A 26,548-nucleotide genomic window follows, 5' to 3' on the forward strand; every position below is an offset into this window, starting at 1 on the left:
CGCCATAGCCGAAGCTTCGCTTCGGCGTTCCTAAGAACGGCGGCCGAAGGCCGCCTATGCCACCTTCTCCCGCAAGGGGAGAAGGGAAGGGCAGCTCGCAAGTGGCTAGAGATTGAGAGGCTGTGACGCCTACCCGAACGTCTGTCGCAGCCGCCGCGCCAGATCGAACAACACCTGGTTCTGCTTCACCAGCCGTTTGCCGTGGCTCAGCGAGGACATCGCCATCGCCGCGAGTTTTCCGCGCGCGGTCAGGGGCACGAAGCTGTCGAAAATGTCGTCGTCGTCCTTGCAGAACATGCGCTTGTAATCGTCCGAGCCGATGCCGAGATCGAGCGAGCGGTAGCCGCGTTCGGCGTAGCGGTCGATGATGTAGCGCATCAGGATCAGGCCGGGGCTGTAGCGGGCGTGCTCGGACATCGTGTAGGTGTTGAACATCATCGAGAAGCGCTGGCCGTCGGCGACGCCGGCGAAGATCGCGATCACCTCGTCGTCGCACTCGAGCGCATGGATGTCGATGACGCGGCCTTCGCCGCGCGGCGACAGGCATGCGCTGCGGATGAACGCTTCGACGCCGGGCTCGGCAAAGACGTTGGGCAGTTTCTGTTCGGCCATCCGCGCCGGCTTGACCCGGAAGAACCAGTCGAGCAGGCGGGTGACGTCGGCATCCGTGGTGGCGAGGTTATAACGATAGCCGGCAAGCGCCTGGAGCTTCTTTTCCTTGCTCTTGAGGCGGCGGCGAAAGGAGTTGCTGATCCGCGATGTGGGCGGCCCGCCCGGCTCCATCGCCAGGAGAGGGCAGCCGTTGATCGCGCTCTGCCGCGGCAGCTGCGCGAACGGGTTGTGCTGGTCGTGCCAGCGCAGCGGCTGCTGCGTCAGCGCGAGCACGTCGGCATGCTCGCGCAGCGGCGCAAGCAGCGCGTCGAGATCGGCGATGGCGACCTCGGCGGCGAACTCGGCGTTCCACAGGCCCATGTTGAAGGTGGTGTGCTTGCCGCCCATGAAGCAGGCCGTGCGCACGCCGTGGCCTTGCCGCAGCGAGAGCGGCAGCAGCAGGAGCGGCTGGCGCTCGGCGTCGCGGGCTATTACGATGAAGGGACTGGCGCCTTCGTGGCTGCCGACCAGCCGTTGCCATGGGGTGAGCAGGTCGAAGCGCTGGTAGGGCGTGAAGAGGTGGCCGCTCTCCTCGAACGCGCGCCAGACCGTCTCGGCCTCGGCCAGATCGGTGACGATATCGACATGCGCGATACGGCTCGCTTTCGACCGCGCTGGCGATTCTGCCGTCCGGCTTTGCATCGCCGCAGCCATGGTCATTCACGAAACCTGTCGAGAAACGAAAAATTTGCGTAGTTCGGCCTGTGGCCGACCTTTGCAAAGAAACGTCAACAAAGGGTAATGACAATCAGGCGAACGCGAAGGTGGGATATTGGCATCCGACGACAGATGGCTGGAGCGGTTGCGGCTCGAGCTGGCCTGGTTCACCGGTCAGGCCGTGCTGCGCAGCCGTGGTGCCGGCGCGATCCTGCGGTTTCAGCACGTGCGGCCGCGGCGGCGCGGCGCGTTTCAGCCGCTGCGTGAAAGCGAAATCAGTCCGCAATTCCTCGATCGCGCCATTCATGCGCTGAAGCGGTGGGGGTATGACTTCCTCGGCATGGACGATGTCTGCCGCCGCGCGGTGACGCTGCCGCAGAATCGGCGCTTCGTGGCGCTGACCTTCGACGGCGCCAACAAGGACCTCATCAGCTTCGCCTATCCGGTGCTGGCGCGCCACGCCGTGCCGTTCACGATCTATGTGCCCACTGCGTTTCCCGATGGAGTCGGAGAGGCCTGGTGGCTCGGGCTCGAGCGGATGATCGCGCGCGAGAGCCGCATCAACCTGATGATGGGCGAGAAAGAGCAGCGTTTCACCGTCACAGGCAACGCCGAGAAGCAGGCGCTGTTTTCGTTCGTCGAGAGCTGGCTGCGTTCGTTGCCGCCGGCGGATGTGTCGACTGCGATCGCCGATCTCTGCACGCGCTACCGGGTCGACCTCGCCGCGCTCTCGCGCGAAGCGTCGATGGATTGGGAGGATCTGGCAAAGCTTGCGGCGGATCCGCTGGTCACGGTCGGCAGCGCGACGGTGAACTATCCCATTCTCGCCAACATGAAGGACGCCGCCGCGTTGCGCGAGATGACGATGGGCAAGGCGGTCGCGGAAGCGGCCATCGACCGCGAGATCAGGCACCTGGCCTTTCCGTTCGGCGATCGCTCGTCTTTCCGGCGCAGCCATGTCGTCATGGCGGAGGAGGCCGGCTTTGCCAGCGCCGTCTCGACCATCCCGGGCATCGTGGACGCGGAGGGGCGCACCAATCTGCACGCACTGCCGCGGATTTCCTGGGACGGCCGGATACAATCACTGCGCATGCTGCGCGTGCTGGTGTCCGGTGTTGCCTTCGCGCCGGTGAAACCGACCGGCAGCGTTACGAATTAAGATTTGACGCGATCCGGGCGCTGCATCCAACTCACGATCGGCATCGCCGGCAGCACCCAGCCCATGCCGACCACCACGTAATAGATCGCCTGCCGCCAGCCGGACTCGGCGATCCACGGCATCTGCGCCAGCGCCATGCCGAGCAGGGCCCAGACAGTGGCCAGCACCAGGAGCAGGATGGCGCCGAGGAACTTGCGGGTGCGGATCGTCATGGCGGAATGCTGCGGCCTTCGCGTAACTTGCGCTGCGGGAGCGGGGGACTATAAGGGGCACGCAGTCCGGTTCAAGTCTCTTTGCAACAAGGCTTGGTTTTGCCCCTGAAATGACGACGATTTTCGCTCCGACCAATCCGCATCGCGCCGTGCGCTGGTGGTTGATTTCCGTGGCCGCCCTCATCGCGCTGATGGTGCTGGTCGGCGGCGCGACGCGGCTGACGGAATCCGGCCTCTCGATCGTCGAATGGAAGCCGGTCACGGGCAGCGTGCCGCCGCTGTCGGAGGCGCAGTGGACCGAGGCCTTCGAGGCCTACAAGAAGATTCCGCAATATCGCGAGCTCAATGCGGGCATGAGCCTGTCCGAGTTCAAGGAGATTTTCTGGTGGGAATGGAGCCACCGCTTTCTCGGCCGTTTCATCGGCGTGGCCTATCTGCTGCCGTTCCTGTTCTTCCTGTGGCGCGGCGGCCTGTCGGGTGAATTGAAACGGCGGTTGTGGCTGCTGTTCGCGCTTGGCGGACTCCAGGGTGCCGTCGGCTGGTGGATGGTGGCCTCGGGCCTCACGGAACGGGTCGAGGTCTCGCAATATCGGCTGGCGACGCATCTGATGCTGGCGCTGCTGATCTTTGCCGGCATCGTCTGGACGGTGCGGCGGCTCGCCGAGCGTCCGCAGATCGTTACGCCCGCGCGGCTGAGATTCACGAGCGTGCTGCTGCTCATCGTGACCTTCGTCCAGATCTATTTCGGCGCGCTGGTCGCGGGTCTGCGCGCCGGGCGCGCCTACAACACCTGGCCGCAGATCGACGGCGCGTTCATTCCCGCAGGCGACCGGCTCTGGTTCGAGACGCCGTGGTGGCGCAACATGTTCGACAACGTGCTGACGGTGCAGTTCGAGCACCGCATGACGGCCTATGCGCTGTTCGTGCTGGCGGCGCTGCATGCGCTCGATGCGGTGCGCTCGCGCACGGCGGCCGGCGGGGCGCTCTGGCTGTTCGCCGCGGTCAGCCTGCAGGCTGTGCTCGGGATCCTCACGCTGCTCAACCAGGTGCCGATCGACCTCGCGCTTTCGCATCAGGCGGTTGCGATCGTCGTGCTCACGCTTGCAGTGATGCAGGTGGAGCGGCTGGCCTCGCGACAATCTGCACAGGCGCAGCCGCGCGCGGTTCCGGTCGGTCAGGCCGGCTGATCAGGTCAGCAATAGCCGTAGACGCCGCACGCGTAGGGCAGGCGCCAGAAATAGCCGACCTGCGGTCCGCCGTAGTACGGGCCCTGATAATCGTAGCTCCAGGGCCGGCCATAATAGCCCGGCAAGGTGCTGGAGCCGGGCAGGAGCGGCGTGCCCGGCAGGTTGCGGATGTAGCTGCCGATGCCATAGGCCGGCGAGATCAGCGCATCCGGATCGGTCTCGACATAGACCTGTGGCGGGTCCTGCGGCGGCACGGCAGCGCGCCGTCTCGCTGTGGCCGGCAGATCGGCGGCAACGGCAGCTGAGACCGTCAGCATGGCGGCAAGGGCAGGTACCATCCAGCGCAGCATCGTCGGCTCCGAATCAAAGGGGCGATCCAAGGACGATGTATGCGGCAGATATGGTTAATGACTGTTAACTGACTGCGGCCAAAACGGCCGCGGTCATTCCGGGGCGGTCCGGCAGGGGCCGAACTCAGGTGCGCAATTGCGCACCTGAGAATCTCGAGATTCCGGGTCTGGTCCTTCGGACCATCCCGGAATGACGATGGCAATTACGCCCCCAGCGCCTGCTCCAGATCGGCGATCAGATCTTCCTTGTCTTCGATGCCGATCGAGAGCCGCACCACGTCGGGGCCGGCGCCGGACTTCACCTTGGCGGCGTCGTCGAGCTGGCTGTGCGTCGTCGAGGCCGGGTGGATGACCAGCGAGCGGGTGTCGCCGACATTGGCCAGGTGCGAGAACAGCTGCAGCTTCGACACCAGGCTGACGCCGGCGTCATAGCCGCCCTTCAGGCTGAACGTGAACACGGCGCCTGCGCCCTTCGGCGCGTATTTGCGTGCAAGCTGGTTGTACTTGTCGCTTGCCAAGCCCGCATAGCTCACCGAGGCCACCGCCGGATGGCCGGCGAGGAATTCTGCAACGGCCTTGGCGTTGTCGCAGTGCTTCTGCATACGCAGCGGCAGCGTCTCGATGCCGGTCAGGATCATGAAGGCGTTGAACGGCGACAGCGCGGGTCCGAGATCGCGCAGGCCCAGCACGCGGCAGGCGATCGCGAAAGCGAAATTGCCAAAGGTCTCCTGGAGGCGGATGCCGTGATATTCGGGCCGCGGCTCCGACAGCATCGGATATTTGCCGCCCGTGGACCAGTCGAACGTGCCGGCGTCGACGATGATGCCGCCGAGCGAATTGCCGTGGCCGCCCAGGAATTTCGTCAGCGAGTGCACGACGATGTCGGCGCCATGGTCGATCGGGCGGATCAGGTAGGGCGAGGCCAGCGTGTTGTCGACGATCAGCGGCACGCCCGCCTTGCGCGCCACCGTCGAGATCGCCTCGATGTCGGTGATGCTGCCGCCGGGATTGGCGATCGACTCGATGAAGATCGCCTTCGTGCGCGGCGTCACCGCGCGCTCGAAGCTTGCGATGTCGTCGGAATCGGCCCACACCACGTTCCAGCCGAAGCTCTTGAACGCATGCGAGAACTGGTTGATCGAGCCGCCATAGAGCTTGCGCGCGGCGATGAACTCGTCGCCGGGCTGGAGCAATTGCTGCAGCACCACGACCTGTGCGGCGTGGCCCGAGGCGACCGCAAGCGCGGCGGTGCCGCCTTCGAGTGCGGCAACACGCTCTTCCAGCACCGCGTTGGTGGGATTGCCGATGCGGGTATAGATGTTGCCGAATGCCTGCAGGCCGAATAGCGAGGCGGCGTGGTCGGCGTCGTTGAAGACGAAAGAGGTGGTTTGATAAATCGGGGTCGCGCGCGCACCGGTGGTGGGATCGGGTTGTGCACCGGCATGCACGGCGAGGGTTGAAAATCCCGGAAGGCGATCGCTCATTGAGGGCGTCCTGTTCTTGTGATCTGAAATCGCGCGGTATGCTGATCGGCGACGCGCCCGCCGTCAAGGCGCCGCTTCACATCGGAGCGATCGTGCTACGCGTTGTCGCGTGAGCGAAATGAATCCTTCGCGATTGCGTCAGCTTTGTTCGCTCTTGTTTTTGGCGGCGCGATCCGATGCCGCGGTGTCGCCGCCGCCGACACTCATCCGATTGAGGGATAGCCGCATGCCTTGCGTCGGCACCGGCGGCCGTTTGGAGCTCAGGGTGCGCGAATTGACGCCCATCCAGGAAATCTCGGACGACAAGCGGCCGTATTCGATCTTGGGGCAGCGGTTCATCACGACCTTGATCCCGGCCGCCTCGGCCTTCGCCGCGGCTGCGTCGTCGCGCGCGCCAAGCTGCATCCAGATCACCTTCGGCAGCGGATCGAGCGTGAGCGCTTCTTCGACCACCGGCATGATGTGGCTGGAGTTGCGAAAGATGTCGATCATGTCGACGGGGCGGCCGATGTCGGAGAGCGAGGCGACAAACGGCTTTCCGAGCAGATCCTTGCCGACATGGCCGGGATTGACCGGGATCATGTCATAGCCGCGCTGCGCCAGATATTTGAACGCAAAATAGCTCGGCCGCACATTGACGGGCGAGGCGCCGACCATAGCGATCGACTTCACGCTGTTGAGGATGCCGCGGATGTAGTTGTCGGGATAGGCGTCGTGGTTCATCTTTTTCTTTCTCTGACCCTCATGGTGAGGAGCGCGGCACGCGCGTCTCGAACCATGAGGCCACAGTCGGGCCTCCATCCTTCGAGACGCCGCGTTCCGCGGCTCCTCAGGATGAGGAGTTGACTATTCATCCCGCCATGTTGGCGTGCGCTTCTCGATGAAGGCGCCGATGCCTTCCTCGGCGTCGCGCGCCATCATGTTCTCGGTCATCACCTCTGCCGCATAGCGATAGGCGTCCGCAAGGCTCATCTCGGCCTGGCGATAGAACGCCTCCTTGCCGAGCTTGACGGTGTAGGCCGACTTCAGCGCGACCTGTTCGGCGAGGGCAATTGCGGCCTCGCGCTCGGTGCCGGCCGCGACCACGCGGTTGATGAGCCCGATCTCGCGGGCGCGCGTGGCCGGGATCGGCTCGCCGGTCAGCAGCATTTCCATCGCCTGCTTGCGCGGCACGTTCCGCGACAACGCCACCATCGGCGTCGAGCAAAACAGCCCGATATCGACTCCCGGCGTGGCGAAGCTCGCCGCTTCCGAGGCGATCGCGAGATCGCAGCTTGCCACGAGCTGGCAGCCGGCCGCGGTCGCGATGCCCTGGACGGCCGCCACCACAGGCTTCGGCAAATGCACAACCGCCTGCATCATCGCGCTGCAGGCGGTCATCATCTCGGCAAAGAAGGCGCGGCCGCGATCCGGGTCAGTGCGGCGCGCCGTCAGCTCCTTCATGTCGTGGCCGGCGGAGAAGGCGGGGCCGTTGGCTGCGATCACGACGCCGCGGACCGCCTTGTCGTCGCGGATCTCGTTGAGCTCGGCATGCAGGCTTGCGATCATCGCCTGCGACAGACTGTTGCGGGCGGCCGGGCGGTTCAGCGTCAGGACCGCGATGGGCCCTATGGTCTCGCGCAGCAGGCTCGACGGTTGCGGGGAGGGGGCGCGGGCGGCCTGGGCGGACATCGAAGCGTTTCCGGTTGGATTCTTGCAATTGGATGACGCAGATAACTTAATGTAACAGGGGATGCGAAGCGAGGGTGAGGCGAAGCATGGCGTTAGCGAAAATGAGCGTGGCGGAGGTCGAGCAGTTTCTCCGTGACGAGTTTCCCCAGGCCTTCAGCGGCGATGACATCACGATCGAGAGCGCCGACGGCCAGACCTGCCTTTTGCGCCAGCGCTACAGCGAAAGGATGCTGCGGCCGGGTGGAACCGTGTCCGGCCCGACGCTGATGGCACTGGCCGATTTCGCGATGTACGTGGTGCTGCTGTCCGCGATCGGGCCGATCGGGCTCGCGGTCACCACCAATCTCAACATCAACTTCCTGCGCAAGGGCCAGCCCGGCCAGGACGTGCTGGCGGAGGCGCGGCTGCTCAAGCTCGGCAAGCGCCTAGCGGTCGGCGAGGTGAAGCTGCTGTCCGGCACGTCGCCCGATCCGATCGCTCATGTCACCTCGACCTATTCCATTCCAAATGTTTGAGCTTTTCGCAGGTAATATAGCACCATAATTTTAAGATATTGATTTTGCTATTGTAATTCCCGCTCTGGGGCATTGACCGTTGCGCGTCTCTTCTCTAGAAAACCGCCCAGTCCGGCGCGGTGTTCGCGCCGATATCTCCCGTCCACGGAAACTCCGATATGAAAACCTTTTCGGCAAAGCCGGCTGAGGTGACGAAGAAGTGGGTACTGATCGACGCCAAGGGTCTGGTCGTCGGCCGTCTCGCCACCATCGTCGCCATGCGCCTGCGCGGCAAGCACCTCCCGACCTACACCCCGCACGTTGATTGCGGCGACAACGTCATCATCATCAACGCGCAGCATGCGGTCCTCACCGGTCGCAAGCGCGAGCAGAAGACCTACTACAAGCACACCGGTTACGTCGGCCACGTCAAGGAGCGCACCGCGCGCCAGATCCTTGAAGGCAAGCATCCCGAGCGCGTGCTCGAGAAGGCCGTCGAGCGCATGATCCCGCGTGGTCCGCTCGGTCGCGTCCAGATGGGCAACCTCCGCGTCTATGGCGGCGCCGATCATCCGCACGAGGCCCAGACGCCCGAGAAGATCGACATCGCCAAGTTGAACCGCAAGAACACGAGGGCCGCATAACATGGCCGAATCCATCCAGTCGCTCGACCAGCTCTCGCAGCTCAAGACGGCGGCGGCGCCCGACGCGCCCAAGCACGAGAAGAAGGTCGACAAGTTCAACCGCGCCTACGCCACCGGCAAGCGCAAGGACGCGGTCGCCCGCGTCTGGATCAAGCCGGGCGCCGGCAAGGTCACGGTCAATTCGCGCGAGGTCGAGGTCTATTTCGCCCGTCCCGTGCTGCGCATGATGATCGAGCAGCCGTTCTCGGTGGCCGCGCGTTCCGGCCAGTACGACGTGATCTGCACGGTTGCCGGCGGTGGTCTGTCCGGCCAGGCCGGTGCCGTCCGTCACGGCATCTCCAAGGCGCTCACCTATTTCGAGCCGGAGCTGCGTACCGTCCTCAAGAAGGGCGGCTTCCTGACCCGCGACTCCCGCGTGGTGGAGCGCAAGAAGTACGGCAAGGCCAAGGCCCGCCGGTCCTTCCAGTTCTCGAAGCGTTAATCGCTTCGGTCACATTCGCCGCGAAAGCGGCTTCAATGAGATGCAAAAGGGCGCTGATTTCGGCGCCCTTTTTGTTGTTCGTTTGTATGCAAATTGATGACGTGTTTCCCGAAAACTTGGCCCCGCATGAAAACCTGAATGGAACTCGCGGGACATAGCGTCGCATCTGGAAGGGCGCGCAAGTCGGCTGGGCCGATCGCGTAACTTGCTATGTCTAGAAGGGGGCCGACATGATGTCGCTCGATAGCATCACGCTCTATTTGGTCGCCACCATGGTTGCCGCACTGCTCGGCGCCATGATGGTGTTTTTCGGCACGCAGGAGAACAGCCCCGCGCTGAAATGGTGGGGCACCGCGTATCTCCTCGGCGCAGCGTCCGTTGCGCTGTGGACCGCGGCTGGCGACAAGCTCGGCCCGCATCTTTACCTTGCGCTGAACGCGGTCGGCTTCGTCGCCTGCGGCATGGTGTGGAATGCGGCGCGCGTCTTCCATGGCCGCAAGCCGAATTGGCCGGGTCTCCTCGTCGGCGCGCTGGCCTGGGCCGCCGCCGCTTCGCTGCTTGATCCCGCCGCGTCCATGCTGCGCATGATCGTCGGCGCCGGCATCGTCTCGGTCTATGCGGCGCTGACCGCGAGCGAGCTCTGGGTCGAGCGGCGCAAGAGCCTGCAACGGCGCTGGCCGGCCTTCGTGGTGCCGGTGATGCACGGCTGCGTGCTGATGCTGCCGATCGTGCTCGGCAGCTTCCTGCGTCCGAACGATGCCGGCTTCTCCGGCAGCATCTGGGTCACCGTGTTTGCGGTCGAGCTCATCCTCTATGCCGTCGGCACCGTGTTCGTGATCTTCATGCTGGTGTCGGAGCGCACGGTGACTGCGCACCGGACCGCCGCGTCCACCGATCCCCTGACCGGCATGCTCAACCGCCGCGGCTTCTCGGAAGCCTGCGGGCGCGTGATCGAGCGCGAGGCCAAGGCCGGCCGTCCCGTGACCGTGATGATCTTCGACATCGATCATTTCAAGTCGATCAACGACCGCTTCGGCCATCCCGCCGGCGACGAGATGCTGAAACTGTTCTCGACCGTCGTCGTCAGCAACCTGCGCATGACCGACATGTCGGGCCGCATCGGCGGCGAGGAGTTCGCGGCGTTGCTGCCGTGTTCGCTGGAGGAGGGTGTCCTGGTTGCCGAGCGCGTGCGCGAGGCGTTCGAGACCTCCGGCGTCGTGGTCGACGAAGGCCCGGTCGACACCACCGTCAGCATCGGCGTCGCCGGCGGTCCGGCCGGCACCGAGCTCGAGGTGCTGCTGGCCTCGGCCGACACCGCGCTCTATCAGGCCAAGCGCGGTGGCCGTAACCGGGTCGAGGCGGCGGAGGAGCTGCCGCTGTCGCTGGAGAACTGGCGCCGCCAGAGCGCGGCGCGGGTCGGTGCGCCGCAGGCGCGTCCGGCCACCGCCTGAAGCCAAGAGGCGCCTCAAGAGGCGCCTTCGGTAATCCGCTGTTTACCATTCGATCCCTACCATTGCGGTCATGGAATCGATCCGTCGACAGAACCCGCAGACTGCCCTGATGTCGCTCGAAGCCGCTGCGGCCTCGGCACGCGGCGGCTTCGCTTGCGTGTTCTCCACCGCGGATGAATACGAGCGCGCGCTGATCACCGAGCGCCGCGCCCAGGGGCGCTACACGCAAAGCCGTAGCTACTGGCCGCTCGCGCTGTTCATCGGTCGCGCGCTCATCGTGGCAGGCACCGCTCTGCTGTTCGCCTGAGAGCACGCATTTTTGACCGGTCAGGGCGCCGATTCGGTGCCTTTTTCTTCGTTGCGGTCTACGGTAGACACACCCATCAAACAAACAGGGTGGAAACCGATGATCACCGAGATTGCGCAAATCGACGTCAAGCCGGGCAGCGAGAACGATTTTGAGGCGGCCGTCGCCAAGGCCAAGGCAGCCTTCGGCGGTTCCAAGGGCTTTCACGGCTTCGAGCTGCACAAGTCGATCGAGAAGCCGCAGCGCTACCGGCTGATGGTGAAGTGGGCGACGCTGGAGAACCACACCGTCGATTTCCGCGGCTCGGAGAATTTCACCGAATGGCGCGGCCTCGTCGGCCAGTACTTTGCTTCGCCCCCGGAGGTCGAGCACACCGAGACCGTGCTGACGACCTGAGCGACTTCACGACGCCTTACGCCGCCTCGTCGCCTGAGCATGATCTTTTCGGAAAACCGCTGCGCACTTTTCCGGATCATGCTGCCAGGGGCGGCGCCTCATACGTCTTGAAATGGTCGATCATGACCTTGGCGATGGCGACCAGTGGCAGCGCCAGCGCCAGGCCCCAGATGCCGAACACGACGCCGAGCAGGATCTGGAACGCGAACAGCGTGGCCGGCGGGATGTCGAGCGCCTGCCGCTGCAGGATCGGCGTCAGCACATAGCTCTCCATCGCGTGCACGCCCATGAAGAGAAGGAAGGCCGACAGCGCCGGAATCCAGCCCGAGGCGAGGCTCGCGAGCACCACGACGACGCCGGCAATGATGGCGCCGACGGTCGGAATGAAGGCGAGCAGGCCCGCCTGAATCCCTAGGATGAACGAGCCCGGGATGCCGATGATGGCAAGCCCGATCCAGGTCACGATGCCAACCGCAATCATCACGACGATCTGCGCGATCAGCCAGCGTTCCAGCGTCTCGCTGATGCCGTCGATGATCAGGGTGACGCGGGTGCGATGCCTCGCCGGCGCCAGGAACAACAGGCCGTCGTGATAGACGCCGGGCTGGGCGGCGAAGGACAGCCCCAGGAACAGCACGATGAAGATGTTTCCCACGCCGTGGATGGTGCCGAGCAGGAGCTTGAAGGTCTGGCTCACGATCGCGCCACCGCTGGAGGCCAGCGCGCCGGCGCCGGGCAAGGAACCGCGCGGGGGGGCTGCTGGCGAGGGTGTCGAGTCCGATGGTGGATTGGCCGAAGTGTCGGACGCAGCGTTGCCGAGATCGAAGAAGCTGGTGTCGATCCCGTGGTTGTCCAGGAAGGTCTTCACGTTGCCGATCTGCGACTTGATGGTCTTGCTCAGCAGCGAGGCCTGCTCGGCGATGGTGGCGCCGCCGAGATAGGCGACGCCCGCGAGCAGCACCGCAAGCACGACGCAGACGATCGCGAGCCGGACCGGATGCGGCAGGTGCACGCGGCGGCCGAGCGCGTTGGTCAGTGCGTTGAGGCCGACGCCGAGCAGCATGCCGGTGAAGATCAGCAGCAGCGTGGTCGCAAAATACCAGGTGAAGACCAGCATCGCCGTGAACAGCACGACGCCGATGCCGCCGACCGAAATTGCCCAAGCCAGATCGGTGCGGGTCGTGGGGCGTTGGTCTGCGAGGATGGTCACATCATGTCCTTTTCGGCGGCTGCGGGCGGGGCACTCTTTCGACAAACGCGCTTCCGATCAAGACCGCGTCAACGCGCTGGTTTGACGCTGTCGCGCGAACGGTGCAGAGCGATGAGGAGAAAACAGGTGGGGGGCGCTTGAGTTTCATCAGCAAATGGGCCGGTCTGCTCGGGCTTCTGGCCGTGATCGTGATCGGCGACCAGATCCGGATCAACCGGCCCGGCCACAAATACCGCCTCACGGTCGAGGTGACGACGCCTGACGGGATCAAGACGGGGTCCGGTGTTCTCGCCGTGGTGCCTGACCGCAACTATAACCGCGGCGGCCGCACCACGATGCGCGGGGAGGCCGTGTTCGTCGATCTCGGCCAAGACGGCGGCAAAGGCAAGAACCTGGTGGCATTGCTGGCGCATCAGCAGGGCGGCAAGCTTGACCTCGACGACATCAACTATGTCGCGCTCCGTGCCTATGGCGCCGCGCGCGGCAACCGCGTCTCGTTCAACGATATCAGCCGGCAGGCCGGCATGGTCCCGGTGCAGGGGGAGCTGATCCCCGTGCTCGTGAGCTTTGGCGATCCCAAAGACCCCAAGACCGCGCGCCTTGTCGCCGGCGACCATGCGGATGCGGTTCTGGGCGACGGCTACGCCGTCCGTGCCCTCACCGCCGAGGTGGTGCCCAACGGGTTTTGGCCGATCGATTTCGGCGGGGTGCTCGGGGAGCCCGTGACGCGCGGAATCGAGGCGAAATTGCCCTGGCTGGCCACGCCGGACGATCCGGCGGCAACCGCGCTGAAGGCCGCCGGCCTGCCCGTCGTGGGGACAACCGAGGCCCGGGAGGCATTTGCGCGAAAATAGCATTGCCGTCCCGCGATCCCTTCTGTTGAATTTGTTCCATCCCAAGGGCATGTTTGGAGAATCTTCTTACGCGGGAGGTCGGAACGGGAGATGAGAAAGCCGGTCGTCGGCGTGATCGGGAACGCCCATCGCGTCGAAAATCGATTTCAGGTCCAGATGGTCGGCGAGCGCAATTTGCGCGCTGTGGCCGAGGTTTCCGGCGGCCTGCCGATGATGTTTGCGGGAGCGCCCGACATCACCGATATCGGCGCGCTGCTCGATGTGGTCGACGGGATCGTGCTCACCGGCGCCCGCGCCAACGTCCATCCGACCCGTTTCAATGTCGATCCGTGCGAGCGGCACGAGCCCTACGACATCCACCGCGACGAGGTGGCGCTGGCGCTCTCGGTCGCTTGCGTGTCCCGCGGCATTCCGCTGTTCGGCATCTGCCGGGGCCTGCAGGAGATGAACGTCGCCTTCGGCGGCTCGCTGCATCCGGAGATCCGCGAAATCCCCGGCCGCATGAACCACCGCATGCCCAGGCTCGAGAACGGCGAGATTCATCCCGATCCGACCGTGGTGTTCGCCGACCGTCACGACGTCGACCTCACGCCCGGAGGCGCCTTCGCGCGGCTGCTCGGCTGCGAGAAGATCAGGGTCAATTCGCTGCATGGCCAGGGTATTCTCGATCCCGGCAAGCGCGTGCTGATCGAGGGCGTCGCCGAGGACGGCACCATCGAGGCGATCCGCATCGCGGAAGCCCCGACCTTCGCGCTCGGCGTACAATGGCACGCCGAATACGACCCGCAGCGCAATCCGATCAACCGCAAGCTGTTCGAGGCGTTCGGCGAGGCGATGGTCGTACGCCAGCGTGCGGTGGCGTAACAAGAAGCTCGCTCGCAGCTCTCCACTGAGCGACGCTTGGTTTCGCAGTTTACGCCGTCTGCACCATCCGTCTCGCGCGATAGGCCTGGGGCGACATCAGGGTCAGCTTGCGGAACGCCTTGCGAAAGCTGCTCTCGTCCTCATAGCCGGCCGTGCGTGCGATGGTCTTGATCGGCTGCGCCGTCGTCTCCAGCAGCGTGCGCGCGTGCTCGACGCGGCGGCGCATGATGAAGGCTTGCGGCGGCTCGCGCGTGAGCTCCTGGAACTTCCGGTTCAGCGTGCGCTCGCTGAGGCCGAGCGCATCGGCGAGGCGCTTGACCGTCATCGGGCTCTTGCCGGTGCGGCGAACCAGCAGGTCGGCCCGGGTCAGCAGCGGGTCCTGCGACAGCAAATAGCCGACGGGCATGAAGATCGACTGGGTGCGTTGCGCGGTGTCGATGACGACGTAGTCCGCACAGAGCTTTGCAATCGCCTTGCCGTCGACCATCTCGATCAGCCTGAGCAGGAGGTCAACCCACGACATCGGTCCGGCCGCGCAGACGATGCGGTCCGCGACCGTGATGACGGCGTCGGCGGCGAGGTCGATGGTGGGATGGCGCTGCCGCAGCTCGCCTTGCAGCCACCAGGTGATGGTGGCGCGACGGTGGTCGAGCAGGCCGCTGCCTGCAAGCAGGAACACGCCGCTGCAGAATGCGCCGATCAGCCGGCCGCTCGCATGCTGCTGCCGAAGCCAGGCGCCGGCGCGGGCATATAGCGGTTGCAGGCGTTCCGCCGTGACGTGATCGACGAGGTTGCCGGGGACGAGGATCGCGTCGAAGCGACCGCGTTTGCCGACCGCGCTATCGACGGCGACCATCTGGCCGCCGCCGGCACGCACCGGCTTGCCGTCGAGCGAAAGCACCTCCCAGGCGAAGCGCGTTTTCGCACCGCTCTGCTGCATCACGTGATTGGCAAGCGACAGGATGTCGGCGATCCCGGCGATCGCCGAATGCATGCAGCCTTCCAGCGCCAGAATTGCGAGCTTCATGAGACCTCCAGGACAGGCGCGGCGATCCTAGCCGATCGGCGCAGGGCTGTGTGGCGGAAATTGCCCGATCTCTGTCTTATCCGCCACTGCCTTGCCGGCGCTGTCAGGTCCAGTCTCGTGCCGTCGTCACACGACATCATTGGAGAGAGACATGCCTTACGTCACCATTTCCACCGTCCGCGGCATCCTGGATGCCGGGCAAAAGAAGACCCTGCTCGAGCGCGTCACCGATCTCCTGGTCGAGGTCGAAGGGCAGGGCAACCCGGATTTCCGCCGCAACGTCTGGGTCAGGATCGAGGAGCAGGAGCCGGCGCACTGGTCGCTCGGCGGCATGCAGCCGACGCCTGAGATCATCGCCGGCATGTTCGGCACGATCGGCGCGGATGGCGTGCGGGTCCGACGGCCGTAGCAGCGCAGCGTGCGCGGGCGGACCAGCCCAAGGCATGGTTCGCCACCGCCCTGTGCTCAATCGATCTGCGGGACGTTTTTCCATTGCATCGCACAATCACAATCACGACCATGGCCCGCACGCGGCCGCATTGAGGTTCGCAAGACGCGCACCATATGCTCTGCAAGGGAGCCCTGCCGTGCAGACCATGAAGGCGGCCCTCGTTGCGGCGATTGGCGTCGTGGCTTTGATCTGCTGCCTCCTTCCCAGCTCAGCGGAGGAGAACGGCCGTCTTGCATTGATCGTTTCGATCGACGGAGCCATCGGCCCTGCGTCCGCCAGCTACGTCAAGGAGGCTTTGGCCAAGGCAAGCGAACGGCGTGCCGAGGTCGTGCTTCTGAGACTGAACACGCCCGGCGGCCTCAATTCCAGCATGCGCGAGATCATCGCGGATGTGCTGGCCTCGCCGATCCCTGTGGTCGGTTACGTCGCGCCCTCCGGCGCCCACGCGGCGAGCGCGGGGACCTATATCCTTTATGCGACCCACATCGCGGCGATGGCGCCGGGCACCAATATTGGCGCCGCGACGCCGGTGCAGATCGGCGGGCCGCTGCCGGGTCTTCCGAGCGGACCGGCGGACAAGGGCGGCAAGGACAAGAAGGACGGCGACCAGCAGAGCGAGTCCAAGGATCAGCCCAAGGATGCGATGACGGCAAAGGCGACCAATGATGCGGTTGCCTTCATCCGCAGCCTTGCGGAGCTGCGCAACCGCAATGTGGACTGGGCGGAGAAGGCGGTCCGTGAGGCTGCCACGCTCTCTGCCAACGCCGCGCTAGAGGCTCATGCCATCGATCTCGTCGCGCGCGATCAGGCCGAATTGCTGAGGCAGATCGATGGTCGCGTGGTCGAGGTCGCAGGCGGCAAGACGCAACGCCTGGTGACAAAGGATGCCGTCGTTGAAGCCATCGATCCCGGACCGATATCCCGCTTCCTGGCGGTCATCACCGATCCGAACGTGGCGTTCATTCTCCTGATGGTCGGCATCTACGGCTTGATCTTCGAGTTCATGTCTCCTGGAGCCGTCGCCCCCGGAGTCGTCGGCGCGATCTGCCTGCTGATCGGCCTCTATGCGCTCAATCTGCTGCCGATCAATTATGCCGGCCTCGCCCTGATGCTGGTTGGACTCGTGCTTCTCACCATCGAAGCCTTCAACCCGACCGTGGTGATCGGGCTCGGAGGGATCATCGCTTTCGTGCTGGGAGCGCTGATGCTTTTCAGGGGCGAGGCGCCGGGCTACCACCTGTCGTGGTGGGTGATCGGCATCACTGCGGCAGTGTTCGCCGGCTTTGCGCTCGTCGTGCTCGGTTCGCTTCGGCGCGTCGGCAGGGCCCCTGCATTGGTCGGCGCGCAGGCCATGCGAGGCTTGCCCGCCGAGGTTCTCGACTGGAATGGGAACGAAGGTCATGTCTTTGCCCATGGTGAGCGCTGGCAGGCGCGCGGCGCCGAAACGTTCAAGCCCGGAGAGACGGTCGAAGTCGCCAACATCGTCGACCTGACGCTGCTGATTCGGCGCGCACCAACAGGCGAGGGAGGTACATCATGATGCTGGAATATCTGACCTATGCGGCGCTCGCGTTGCTTGTCATCATGTTCCTGTCCCAGGCTATTCGAATCCTGCGCGAATACGAGCGTGGCGTCATCTTTACGCTCGGCCGCTTTACCGGCGTGAAGGGCCCGGGCCTCATCATCCTCATTCCGATCGTGCAGCAACTGGTGAAGGTGGATCTGCGGGTGATGGTGCAGGTCGTGCCGCCGCAGGACGTGATTTCGCGGGACAACGTCTCCGTCAAGGTCAACGCCGTTCTGTACTTCCGCATCGTCGACCCCGAACGGGCCATCATCAAGGTCGGCGATTACATGGCCGCCACCAGCCAGCTCGCCCAGACCACCTTGCGCTCGGTGCTCGGCAAGCACGAGCTCGACGAGATGCTGGCCGAGCGCGACAGGTTGAACGCGGACATTCAGGAGATCCTCGACAAGCAGACCGACGTCTGGGGCATCAAGGTCACCGGCATCGAGATCAAGGACGTCGATCTCAATGAAACCATGGTGCGCGCGATTGCCAAACAGGCCGAGGCGGAGCGGTTGCGGCGGGCCAAGGTGATCAATGCGATGGGCGAGCAGCAGGCTGCCGAAAAGCTCGTCGAAGCCGGCCGGATTCTCGCGCAGGAGCCTCAGGCGATGCAGCTACGTTATTTCGCGGCCCTGCACGACATCGCGGGCGAACGGTCGTCGACCATCGTCTTTCCGCTGCCGACGGGCCTGCTCGACCATTTTGTGCCGCGGCGCGACAACCCGTAGCCATCAGCGGCAGGATGACCCATCTTCGGCCCAAATGGAGGTGTCGAATATTGCTCCCAACTTAAACGGGAGGAAAATTCGATGACGAAGCACGCCGCCAGACCAGCAAGCCGCCGCCGAAATCGGACATTGATGCTCACCGTCCCGCTGGTCGCCCTCGCACTTTGGTCGTGGGGGATCGATGCGGCGCAGGCCGCAGAGCCGGGCAAGGACGCGACGGCGGCGAGCCTGCCGCGCATTCTCGTGCTTGCGACGGGAGGCACCATCGCAGGCCAGGCCGACGCGCGCGCGACTGGCGCGTACAAATCCGGCCAGATCACCGGCGAACAGTTGATGCAGTCGGTGCCGGGCCTGGACAAGCTCGCGAAGCTGAACGCTGAGCAGATTTCGTCGATCGGATCCCAGGACATGAACGACAAGGTCTGGTTTGCCCTGGCCCGCCGCATCCAGGACGCCTTCGACAAGAATGAAGCCGATGGAATCCTCATCACCCACGGCACGGATACGCTCGAGGAGACCGCGTTCTTTCTCGACAATGTCGTGCGCGGCGACAAGCCGGTGGTGATCGTCGGTTCGATGCGTCCGGCCACGGCGGTGAGTGCGGACGGCCCCGGCAATCTGTACGAAGCGGTGCAGGTGGCGGCCGATCCGCGCTCTCGCGGCCGTGGCGTGATGGCCGTGCTGAACGACAAGATCCAAAGCGCCCGCTCGATCACCAAGACCAACACCACGAGCATCGAGACGTTCAGCTCCCCCAATGACGGCCCGATCGGCTATGTCGACACCGCCGGCGGCATCCGTTTCATGACCCAGGCCGCCGGCTTCAAGCGCACGACCTATCCGCTCCCGGCAGGCGAGCAATTGCCGCGCGTCGAGATCGTCTACTCGCATGCCAACATGGACGCCGTTCCGATCGAGGATGCCATTTCCCACGGCGCCAAGGGCATCGTGCTGGCCGGCGTCGGCGACGGCAACACGTCGAAGCAGGCTCTCGATGCGCTCGAAGCGGCGGCGAAGAAGGGCATCGTCGTCGTCCGCTCGACGCGGGTTCGATCCGGCTTTGTCACCAGGAATGTCGAGGTTGACGACGACAAGAACGGGTTCGTCGTGTCCGAGGACCTCAATCCGCAGAAGGCCCGTGTTCTCACTCAATTGCTGATCGCGGGCGGGGTGACGGTTCCGGCCGAGCTCCAGCGCGCCTTCACTGCAACGTGGTGATTGGGCGCGTCGTGTCCTGCCGGGTGGGTTAGCGTAATCCACCCTGCGACTCCCCAAAACGAAAAGGCGCTCCTCGCGGAGCGCCTTTTGCTTGTCGCAGAGAGTTTGGGCCGCTTAGCCCGAATAGTACATGTCGAACTCGACCGGGTGCGGGGTCATTTCGAAGCGCTCGACCTCGGTCATCTTCAGCTCGATGTAGCTGTCGATGAAGTCGTCGTCGAACACGCCGCCGTTCTTGAGGAAGCCGCGGTCCTTGTCGAGGTTTTCGAGCGCCTCGCGGAGCGAGCCGCACACCGTCGGGATCTGCTTCAGCTCTTCCTTCGGCAGGTCGTAGAGGTCCTTGTCCATCGCCGGACCCGGATCGATCTTGTTCTTGATGCCGTCGAGGCCGGCCATCAGCATCGCGGCGAAGCCGAGATAGGGATTGGCGAGCGGATCGGGGAAGCGCACCTCGACACGCTTGGCCTTCGGCGAAGCGGTGTAGGGGATGCGGCAGGAGGCCGAGCGGTTGCGCGCGGAGTAGGCGAGCAGCACGGGGGCCTCATAGCCCGGGACCAGGCGCTTGTAGGAGTTGGTCGACGGGTTGGTGAAGGCGTTGATCGCCTTGGCGTGCTTGATGATGCCGCCGATGTAGTGAAGGCAGGTCTCCGACAGGTCGGCGTACTTGTTGCCGGCGAACACCGGCTTGCCGTCCTTCCAGATCGACTGGTGCACGTGCATGCCCGAGCCGTTGTCGCCATAGACCGGCTTCGGCATGAAGGTGGCGGTCTTGCCGTAGATGTGCGCGACCTGGTGGATGCAGTACTTGTAGATCTGCATGTGGTCGGCCATCAGCGTCAGCGTGTCGAACTTCATGCCGAGCTCGTGCTGGGCGGACGCGACTTCGTGGTGATGCTTCTCGACCTTGACGCCCATCTTGGCCATGGCGCCGAGCATTTCGGAGCGCATGTCCTGCACGGAGTCCTGCGGCGGCACCGGGAAGTAGCCGCCCTTGGTGCGGACGCGGTGGCCGAGATTGCCGCCTTCATATTCGGTGTCGGAGTTGGTCGGCAGCTCCGAGGAGTCGAGACGGAAGCCGGTGTTGTAGGGGTTGGCGGAGAAGCGCACGTCGTCGAACACGAAGAACTCGGCTTCGGGGCCGACGAACACGCTGTCGCCCACGCCCATCGACTTCACCATGGCCTCGGCCTTCTTGGCGATGCCGCGGGGGTCGCGGTTGTAGGGCTCGCCGGTGGTCGGCTCGAGCACGTCGCAGGTGATGACCATGGTGGTCTCGGCGAAGAACGGGTCGATCGTCGCGGTCACCGGATCCGGCATCAGGCACATGTCGGACTCGTTGATCGCCTTCCAGCCGGCGATCGAGGAGCCGTCGAACATCGTCCCTTCGGCGAAAATGTCCTCATCGATCATGCTGATGTCGAACGTCACGTGCTGCCACTTGCCGCGCGGATCGGTGAAGCGCAGGTCGACGTATTTGACGTCGTTGTCCTTGATCGATTTCAGGACGTCTTTGGCGGTCTTCATGCATACCCCTTTTGGCTCTGCGGGTCGGTTTCCAGGTGAGCAAGATTGTTCTCGCTTTTGGCGAGTTCGCGCGCGAGCGCACAAACAAAATCAGGCCGCCGAAGCAGCCTTTTTCTTGTCGGAGTGTCGCAAAATGCGGGATAGCACCCGGCTCAGATAGCGTCCAGCCCGGATTCGCCGGTCCGGATGCGGATCGCCTCTTCGATATTGGAGACGAAAATCTTGCCGTCGCCGATGCGCCCGGTCTGCGCGGCGCGGCGGATCGCGTCGATGGCGCGCTCGACCAGATCGTCGCCGATCACGATCTCGATCTTCACCTTGGGGAGGAAATCGACGATGTATTCTGCGCCGCGGTAAAGCTCGGCGTGGCCCTTCTGGCGGCCAAAGCCCTTGGCCTCGGTCACGGTGATGCCTTGCAGGCCGACTTCCTGAAGCGCTTCCTTCACCTCGTCGAGCTTGAATGGCTTGATGATGGCTTCGATTTTCTTCACTGCGCGCCTCCCGGCCTTTCGATCAAATAGCAACGTCTTCGTCAGGATGCGCATTTCTTAACGCACGATCTTGTCTTCGCTATGCCGGGATGCCTGACCAGCCCGGCAACAACGGCCGGCCACACCCTGATAGATTGCCAGTGAGCACGACGAACCGAAGCGGCTTCCTCGAAAGCAGGGTCTATGCCAAGTTGCAAATGCCCTGATTATTGGAGCGTTATCAGCCTTTTAACGCGCATCTCTGATAGGTGGAGCCGACTGGCTCAAAATACCGCAGACTACGAAATAGGCAATCGGTTCAATATCTGTGCAAATCGTTGTTCTGCCGGATGGGCCTGTACGGAACGTGCCTGTTGAAAAGGCGTTTGGACCAGGGAAGTGGCATGGAAGTTCTGACCAACGCTGAAATGCAGCGTGCCGACCAGCTCAGTATTGCGGCAGGCACGCCCGGCTTCAAGCTGATGCTCAGCGCGGGGCAGGCGGTCGCGGAGGCCGCCAATGCGCTGGTGGAGGAGGGGCCGATCCTGATCGTGGCCGGTCCCGGCAACAATGGCGGCGACGGTTTTGTCGCAGCCGCTGAGCTCGCCGCGCAAGGGCGCGACGTCTCGGTGATCCTGATGTGCGAGCGCGACCAGCTCCAGGGTGACGCGGCCTCCGCGGCGCGCGGCTGGAAGCACCCGGTGCTGCCGTTCAATCCGCAGGCGATCGGCAAGCCCGCGCTGATCATCGATGCGCTGTTCGGCGCGGGCCTCAGTCGCCCGGTCGACGGCGAGGCGCATGCGATGATCGAAGCGATCAACGCCAACGGCGCCCCGGTGCTCGCGGTCGACCTGCCGAGCGGCATCAACGGCACCAGCGCAGCTGTGATGGGTGCGGCGGTGAACGCCACCGAGACCGTCACCTTCTTCCGCAAGAAGCCGGCGCATTTGCTGCTGCCCGGCCGGATGCATTGCGGCCACGTGCGCGTCGCCGACATCGGCATCGACGCACAGGTGCTGGACGAGATCGCGCCGCGGACCTTCGAGAACGATCCGGATTTCTGGGGCACCGCCTTTCCGGTGCCGCGCATCGACGGCCATAAATACGCACGGGGCCACGTGCTGGCGGTCTCGGGCGATGCCGCCGCGACCGGCGCGGCGCGGCTCGCCGCCCGTGGGGCTTTGCGGGCCGGAGCGGGCCTCGTGACACTGGCGACCCCGCGCGATGCGCTCGCGATCAATGCCAGCGCGCTCACCGCGGTGATGGTTCGCGCCTGCGACACAGCGGTCGAATTCGGCGCGTTGCTCGGCGACAAACGCTACAATACCTGCCTGATCGGACCCGGCGCGGGCGTCGGCGATCGCACCTGCGATCTGGTCCACACGGCGCTTCACGCGCAGCGGCATCTGGTGCTGGACGCGGATGCGCTGACGAGCTTTGCCGCAAACCCCGAGCGGCTGTTTGAATCGATCAAGTCCTCTGAGGACAGTGCGGTCGTGCTGACGCCGCACGAGGGTGAATTTCCGCGCCTGTTCTCCGACCTCAGCAACAAACATCCGGGCCGCTCGAAGCTGGAGCGCGTCCGCGCCGCCGCCGAGCGCTGTGGTGCGGTCGTGCTGCTGAAGGGGCCGGATACCACCATCGCCGCGCCCGACGGGCGCGCCACCATCGCCGCCAACGCGCCGCCCTGGCTCGCCACCGCCGGCGCCGGAGACGTGCTCGCCGGCATCATTGCGGGCCTTCTCGCCCAAGGTGTGCCGGCCTTCGAGGCCGCCAGCATCGGCGTCTGGATGCATGGCGAGGCGGGAAGCGAGGCGGGGCCCGGCCTGATCGCGGAGGACCTGACCGAGACGCTGCCGGCCGTGCACCGGCGGATCTATAATGCGCTCGGGGTGGAGTACTAGTGCTCAGGCAGCTCGCGCTCACCGACATGGGCGCGGCCGCGCAGGTCCATCGGATAGCGTTCGACCAGGCGATGCCGTGGCTCGTTGGGCTGCACACGCCCGATGAGGACCGCTGGTTCTACCGCGAGCGCGTATTCACGACGTGCCGTGTGTGGGGGCGGTTCGATGATGACGTCCTGAGCGGGATCATCGCCTTCCACGAAGGTTGGGTTGAGCAGCTCTATGTACTGCCCGTCGCACGGGGGCGCGGCGTCGGCACAGAACTCCTTGATGTCGCCAAGCGGGCCAGCGACCGGCTGGAGCTCTGGACCTTCCAGCGCAACGCGCCGGCGCGGCGCTTCTATGAGACGCGCGGGTTCGCACTGGTTGAACAAACCGACGGGGCGCGGAACGAGGAGCGGGAGCCTGACGCTCGCTACCTCTGGACGCGGCGGTAGTCGCTCACTCCACCCCATACCAGCGCACCAGCCGTGGCGCGGCCCAGTCGGTCACGACGGATTCGATCAGCCAGGGTCCGGGTGAGGTCGCCGCGAACGCGACGCGCTGGGTTTGGCCGGGCTCGATTGCGAGCGTGTCGAGCCAGTAGGGCTTCCAGCCGTCGTCGAGCTTGTCGAGCAGGCGGAAATGATGGCCGTGCAGGTGAAACACGGTCGTGGCCGGTCCGGGGTTCTTGAGGGCCAGCACGACGGTGCGGCCGGCCCTGGCGCGGAAGACGGGATTGGAGGAGACGGAGAAGCTTGCAGGCCGTGCCCAGCCGGCGTCGGGCGCGCCGAGCGCGACATCGAACCGCAGGGCGCCTTTGAGGTCGAGCTTCTCGGGGAGGTCGTTCAGGGGGAGCGGCTGTGGCGGCAACAGCGGCGCGCGCCGCTCGAGCTTGCCTGATATCGTGAGGCTCCCGACCTGGCGCGCCTCCTTGCCGTCATGCAACAGGAATGGGGCCGATGTGGCTGCATCCACGAAGGCGTCGGCGCGTGCGCCGGGGGCGAGCACCAGGGCGCCGTTGCGCGCCGGGAATGGCTCGGCCGGCTGTCCGTCCAGGGCCATCACCTGGACCTCGTGGCCTTCCAATTTGATCGCCAGAACAGAACGTTGCGAGCCGTTGATAAAGCGCAGCCGCAGCCGCTCGCCGGCTGCGGCTGAGAGTTCGAATGAAGTCCGGCCATTGAGGGTAAAGAGCGGTGTCGTGTCCCCAGGGGCGCGGCCGGGCGGAAGCGCGGTCCCATCTGGCCGCAGCCGCCATTCCTCGATCAACAAGACCTCGTCGCGGTCGACGGCGACGCGATTTGTCTCGCCGGCGATGATCGGAAGCGGACGCGCGGGCAGCTTCAGACCGTCTTCGAAGAGGCGGAAGTCGGCTGCCAGAGTTCCTGCATTTGGTATTGAAACAATTGAGGTTTCAGTCACATCCGGCGCAGTCGGCGTACGCCCTCGCAACGGGTCGGCCGCGGCCGGGCCATTCAGGCCGTACCAGACTGGCGCAAGCGGGACAGGCAGGTCGTTCCGGAAGACTACCTCGCAGCGGTCGCCTCGCTTGAGACGGACGTTCCCGATGTGGCTTACGGCGGCCAGCTCCCAGATCGGTGTCGCCGGCTGGCCCGGCTTGAGCGCCAGGGTTGCCGGCCTTGCCTGCAGGGCGAGTTGGGCGGTGACAGCGGGGGCCGCGCCGCCGGCGATCAACCCGGCTGCGGAGGCTCCAAGTCCGGCTCCAAGTCCAGCTCCAAGTCCGGCCAAAACCTCGCGCCGGGTCGGGTCAGAGATCCGCGTTTTCATGGCTCGATGCGGACCATGAAGCGCTGGATAAGTCCAGCCGTCGCGCCTACTTAAAGCCTGCCGCTATCGGGCCATTTTTTTGCTGCGAACAGTCAGGCACATGCTATAAGCCCGGCCGCCCGCGGCATCGCGGCCGGTCTTGATGCAAATTCACGCGGGCGTGGCGGAACTGGTAGACGCGCTGGATTTAGGTTCCAGTGACGAAAGTTGTGGGGGTTCGAGTCCCTCCGCCCGCACCAAGCGCTTTCAGCGTTTGCACGGATTACCGAAGGGCTGCTTCCTCACGGAGTGTTTCCGGCGGAAGTGGTCCGATGAACCACCGGCGTTGAGGCGTCTTGCCTCGCGCCGGTTCGATTAATGACAGCGTCCCGACGCATGCGTGCCGGGGCCGAGCGAGAAGAAGATTGGACGCCATGCAGGTCACAGAAACCCTCTCGGAAGGTTTGAAGCACGAGTTCAAGATCAGCGTTCCCGCGTCTGATCTCGACGCCAAGGCTGGTGCCAAACTCGTCGATCTCAAGGACAAGGTCCGCATCAACGGCTTCCGCCCCGGCAAGGTGCCGGTCGCTCACCTGAAGAAGGTCTATGGCCGCTCGGTGATGGCCGAGACCATCGACCAGACCATCCGCGACACCAACACGCAGCTGTTCTCCGACCGCGGTTTCCGCCTTGCGACCGAGCCGAAGATCACCATGCCGACCGAGCAGGCCGAGGTCGAGGAGCTGCTCAACGGCAAGACCGATCTGACCTACACGGTCGCGATCGAAGTGGTGCCCGCGATTGCGCTCGCCGACTTCAAGAGCTTCCAGGTCGAGAAGCCTGTCGCCGACGTGTCCGACACCGATGTCGACGAAGCCATCAAGCGCATCGCCGACAGCAACCGCGGCTATGCGGCCAAGGCCGAGGGCGCCAAGGCCGAGTCGGGCGACCGCGTCACCATCAACTTCAAGGGCACCATCAACGGCGAAGTCTTCGAGGGCGGCACCGGCGAGGGCATCCAGGTCGCGATCGGTTCCAATACTTTCATCCCCGGCTTCGAGGAGCAGCTCACCGGCATCGGCGCGGGCGAGACGCGCACGCTGAAAGTGTCGTTCCCCAAGAACTACATGAACGACAAGCTCGCCGGCCAGCCGGCCGAGTTCGAGACCACCGCGACCTCGATCGAGGCGCCGCAGGACGTCGCGATCGATGACGAGTTCGCCAAGACGCTGGGCCTCGAATCGCTGGACAAGCTGAAGGAAGCCGCGCGCGAGCGTCTGGCTGCCGAGTTCGCCGGCGCGACGCGCCAGCGCGTCAAGCGTGCGCTGCTCGACCGCCTCGACGAGGCGCATCGCTTCGAAGCGCCGCCGTCGCTCGTCGACGAGGAGTTCAATCTGATGTGGAACTCGGTCAAGGCCGAGATGGATTCGGCCGGCAAGACCTTCGCGGACGAGGATACCACCGAAGACAAGGCCAAGGACGAGTACCGCAAGATCGCAGACCGCCGTGTGCGGCTCGGCCTCGTGCTGTCCGAGATCGGCGAGAAGAACAAGATCACCGTGACCGACGACGAGGTCGGCCGCGCCGTGATCGAGCGCGCTCGCTCGATGCCGGGCCGCGAGAAGGAAGTCTGGGACTATTACCGCAGCAACGCCCAGGCGTTGGCCCAGCTTCGTGCACCGATCTACGAGGACAAGGTCGTCGACTTCATCCTCGAACTCGCCAACGTGACCGAGAAGAAGGTCTCGCGCGAGGACCTGTACAAGGACGAGGACGCGGAAAAGACCGCAGCCTGAAGGCTCTAGAGCGTTTTCGAGCGAAGTGGATACCGGTTC

The 26,548-nt window shown here is 64.8% G+C and carries 28 protein-coding genes and 1 tRNA gene; 18 read left to right on the plus strand and 11 right to left on the minus strand.

Translation table 11 applies throughout. The features are described from left to right. Positions 1-129: 129 nt before the first annotated feature. Positions 130-1,311, minus strand: a complete 1,182-nt coding sequence (locus AB7290_RS18470) for a GNAT family N-acetyltransferase (RefSeq protein WP_085400742.1) — start codon at positions 1,309-1,311, stop codon at positions 130-132. Between the two features lie 112 nt (positions 1,312-1,423). On the opposite strand from AB7290_RS18470, the gene AB7290_RS18475 reads away from it, so the two are divergent. After that, on the plus strand, positions 1,424-2,467 hold the full coding sequence (locus AB7290_RS18475; protein WP_441253505.1) for a polysaccharide deacetylase family protein: 1,044 nt from the start codon (positions 1,424-1,426) through the stop codon (positions 2,465-2,467). Here the strand turns inward: AB7290_RS18475 and AB7290_RS18480 are convergent. Beyond that, a complete protein-coding gene (locus AB7290_RS18480) occupies positions 2,464-2,679 on the minus strand; it encodes a DUF2842 domain-containing protein (RefSeq protein ID WP_014494810.1) in 216 nt (71 codons plus the stop codon). The genes AB7290_RS18475 and AB7290_RS18480 overlap by 4 nt on opposite strands. A gap of 110 nt (positions 2,680-2,789) precedes the next feature. Here AB7290_RS18480 and AB7290_RS18485 point away from each other — a divergent pair, with 110 nt between their 5' ends. Beyond that, complete coding sequence (locus tag AB7290_RS18485; protein WP_085400738.1) at positions 2,790-3,866, plus strand: COX15/CtaA family protein; 1,077 nt, start codon at positions 2,790-2,792, stop codon at positions 3,864-3,866. Positions 3,867-3,871: 5 nt separating this feature from the next. On the opposite strand, the gene AB7290_RS18490 is transcribed toward AB7290_RS18485, so the two are convergent. The 4 genes from AB7290_RS18490 to AB7290_RS18505 form a co-directional block, all read right to left on the minus strand. Beyond that, positions 3,872-4,216 (minus strand): hypothetical protein, encoded by a 345-nt coding sequence (locus AB7290_RS18490; protein ID WP_063982941.1) that lies wholly within the window; start codon positions 4,214-4,216, stop codon positions 3,872-3,874. 203 nt (positions 4,217-4,419) lie between these two features. Beyond that, entirely contained in the window at positions 4,420-5,700 is a 1,281-nt protein-coding gene (locus AB7290_RS18495) for an O-acetylhomoserine aminocarboxypropyltransferase (protein WP_028149015.1), read from the minus strand. A gap of 138 nt (positions 5,701-5,838) precedes the next feature. Beyond that, a complete protein-coding gene (locus tag AB7290_RS18500; RefSeq protein WP_085400736.1) occupies positions 5,839-6,423 on the minus strand; it encodes a CoA-binding protein in 585 nt (194 codons plus the stop codon). Between the two features lie 123 nt (positions 6,424-6,546). Further along, positions 6,547-7,371, minus strand: coding sequence for an enoyl-CoA hydratase (locus AB7290_RS18505; protein ID WP_063982943.1), 825 nt, complete (start codon positions 7,369-7,371; stop codon positions 6,547-6,549). Positions 7,372-7,457: 86 nt separating this feature from the next. Here AB7290_RS18505 and AB7290_RS18510 point away from each other — a divergent pair, with 86 nt between their 5' ends. The 6 genes from AB7290_RS18510 to AB7290_RS18535 all read left to right on the plus strand — a co-directional run bounded on the left by AB7290_RS18510 (position 7,458) and on the right by AB7290_RS18535 (position 11,144). Further along, a complete protein-coding gene (locus tag AB7290_RS18510) occupies positions 7,458-7,886 on the plus strand; it encodes a PaaI family thioesterase (protein WP_039147848.1) in 429 nt (142 codons plus the stop codon). Positions 7,887-8,044: 158 nt separating this feature from the next. After that, positions 8,045-8,509: a 50S ribosomal protein L13 gene (gene rplM / locus AB7290_RS18515; RefSeq protein WP_008137961.1), complete on the plus strand. Its 465-nt coding sequence runs from the start codon at positions 8,045-8,047 to the stop codon at positions 8,507-8,509. 1 nt (position 8,510) lies between these two features. After that, positions 8,511-8,990 carry a 30S ribosomal protein S9 gene (rpsI, locus tag AB7290_RS18520; protein WP_007611021.1) on the plus strand — a complete coding sequence of 160 codons (480 nt, stop codon included), beginning with the start codon at positions 8,511-8,513 and terminating at the stop codon, positions 8,988-8,990. 230 nt (positions 8,991-9,220) lie between these two features. Continuing rightward, on the plus strand, positions 9,221-10,441 hold the full coding sequence (locus AB7290_RS18525; RefSeq protein WP_085400734.1) for a GGDEF domain-containing protein: 1,221 nt from the start codon (positions 9,221-9,223) through the stop codon (positions 10,439-10,441). A gap of 70 nt (positions 10,442-10,511) precedes the next feature. Beyond that, positions 10,512-10,748, plus strand: a complete 237-nt coding sequence (locus tag AB7290_RS18530; protein WP_085400732.1) for a hypothetical protein — start codon at positions 10,512-10,514, stop codon at positions 10,746-10,748. A gap of 99 nt (positions 10,749-10,847) precedes the next feature. Beyond that, positions 10,848-11,144 (plus strand): antibiotic biosynthesis monooxygenase family protein, encoded by a 297-nt coding sequence (locus tag AB7290_RS18535; protein WP_085400731.1) that lies wholly within the window; start codon positions 10,848-10,850, stop codon positions 11,142-11,144. Between the two features lie 76 nt (positions 11,145-11,220). Here the strand turns inward: AB7290_RS18535 and AB7290_RS18540 are convergent, their stop codons facing one another. Then, on the minus strand, positions 11,221-12,354 hold the full coding sequence (locus tag AB7290_RS18540) for an AI-2E family transporter (protein WP_085400729.1): 1,134 nt from the start codon (positions 12,352-12,354) through the stop codon (positions 11,221-11,223). Positions 12,355-12,491: 137 nt separating this feature from the next. Here AB7290_RS18540 and AB7290_RS18545 point away from each other — a divergent pair, with 137 nt between their 5' ends. Together AB7290_RS18545 and AB7290_RS18550 are read left to right on the plus strand one after the other, a co-directional pair. Beyond that, entirely contained in the window at positions 12,492-13,208 is a 717-nt protein-coding gene (locus AB7290_RS18545) for a hypothetical protein (RefSeq protein WP_085400727.1), read from the plus strand. 90 nt (positions 13,209-13,298) lie between these two features. Beyond that, a complete protein-coding gene (locus AB7290_RS18550) occupies positions 13,299-14,072 on the plus strand; it encodes a gamma-glutamyl-gamma-aminobutyrate hydrolase family protein (RefSeq protein ID WP_085400725.1) in 774 nt (257 codons plus the stop codon). 49 nt (positions 14,073-14,121) lie between these two features. On the opposite strand, the gene AB7290_RS18555 is transcribed toward AB7290_RS18550, so the two are convergent. After that, positions 14,122-15,099: a GlxA family transcriptional regulator gene (locus tag AB7290_RS18555; protein WP_085400724.1), complete on the minus strand. Its 978-nt coding sequence runs from the start codon at positions 15,097-15,099 to the stop codon at positions 14,122-14,124. A 151-nt stretch (positions 15,100-15,250) separates the two neighbouring features. Here AB7290_RS18555 and AB7290_RS18560 point away from each other — a divergent pair, with 151 nt between their 5' ends. From AB7290_RS18560 to AB7290_RS18575, 4 genes are all read left to right on the plus strand, one after another. Further along, positions 15,251-15,508 (plus strand): tautomerase family protein, encoded by a 258-nt coding sequence (locus AB7290_RS18560; protein WP_071913326.1) that lies wholly within the window; start codon positions 15,251-15,253, stop codon positions 15,506-15,508. 178 nt (positions 15,509-15,686) lie between these two features. Continuing rightward, a complete protein-coding gene (locus AB7290_RS18565) occupies positions 15,687-17,090 on the plus strand; it encodes an NfeD family protein (RefSeq protein WP_085400722.1) in 1,404 nt (467 codons plus the stop codon). Beyond that, complete coding sequence (locus AB7290_RS18570) at positions 17,087-17,848, plus strand: slipin family protein (RefSeq protein WP_063982951.1); 762 nt, start codon at positions 17,087-17,089, stop codon at positions 17,846-17,848. The genes AB7290_RS18565 and AB7290_RS18570 overlap by 4 nt, the downstream gene beginning before the upstream one ends. A gap of 81 nt (positions 17,849-17,929) precedes the next feature. Then, positions 17,930-19,066 (plus strand): asparaginase, encoded by a 1,137-nt coding sequence (locus tag AB7290_RS18575; protein ID WP_085400721.1) that lies wholly within the window; start codon positions 17,930-17,932, stop codon positions 19,064-19,066. 114 nt (positions 19,067-19,180) lie between these two features. Here the strand turns inward: AB7290_RS18575 and glnA are convergent, their stop codons facing one another. Both glnA and AB7290_RS18585 read right to left on the minus strand, forming a co-directional pair. Continuing rightward, complete coding sequence (gene glnA, locus AB7290_RS18580; protein WP_063982953.1) at positions 19,181-20,590, minus strand: type I glutamate--ammonia ligase; 1,410 nt, start codon at positions 20,588-20,590, stop codon at positions 19,181-19,183. 152 nt (positions 20,591-20,742) lie between these two features. Further along, a complete protein-coding gene (locus AB7290_RS18585) occupies positions 20,743-21,081 on the minus strand; it encodes a P-II family nitrogen regulator (RefSeq protein WP_007603495.1) in 339 nt (112 codons plus the stop codon). Between the two features lie 383 nt (positions 21,082-21,464). Here AB7290_RS18585 and AB7290_RS18590 point away from each other — a divergent pair, with 383 nt between their 5' ends. Then, complete coding sequence (locus AB7290_RS18590; protein ID WP_063982954.1) at positions 21,465-22,964, plus strand: bifunctional ADP-dependent NAD(P)H-hydrate dehydratase/NAD(P)H-hydrate epimerase; 1,500 nt, start codon at positions 21,465-21,467, stop codon at positions 22,962-22,964. Further along, the gene (locus tag AB7290_RS18595; RefSeq protein ID WP_085400719.1) at positions 22,964-23,401 is read left to right on the plus strand and encodes a GNAT family N-acetyltransferase; all 438 of its coding nucleotides are present in this window, start codon (positions 22,964-22,966) and stop codon (positions 23,399-23,401) included. Before AB7290_RS18590 ends, AB7290_RS18595 begins: the two co-directional genes overlap by 1 nt. Positions 23,402-23,405: 4 nt before the next feature. Here AB7290_RS18595 and AB7290_RS18600 read toward each other — a convergent pair whose 3' ends face one another. Continuing rightward, complete coding sequence (locus tag AB7290_RS18600; RefSeq protein ID WP_085400718.1) at positions 23,406-24,734, minus strand: multicopper oxidase family protein; 1,329 nt, start codon at positions 24,732-24,734, stop codon at positions 23,406-23,408. A 154-nt stretch (positions 24,735-24,888) separates the two neighbouring features. Here AB7290_RS18600 and AB7290_RS18605 point away from each other — a divergent pair. Both AB7290_RS18605 and tig read left to right on the plus strand, forming a co-directional pair. Next, positions 24,889-24,973 (plus strand) — tRNA-Leu (locus AB7290_RS18605). Between the two features lie 174 nt (positions 24,974-25,147). Continuing rightward, entirely contained in the window at positions 25,148-26,509 is a 1,362-nt protein-coding gene (gene tig, locus AB7290_RS18610; RefSeq protein WP_085400716.1) for a trigger factor, read from the plus strand. Positions 26,510-26,548 lie beyond the last annotated feature (39 nt).

This window comes from Bradyrhizobium sp. 613_E4_N2_2 (assembly GCF_052075995.1).
Classification (GTDB): domain Bacteria; phylum Pseudomonadota; class Alphaproteobacteria; order Rhizobiales; family Xanthobacteraceae; genus Bradyrhizobium; species Bradyrhizobium barranii.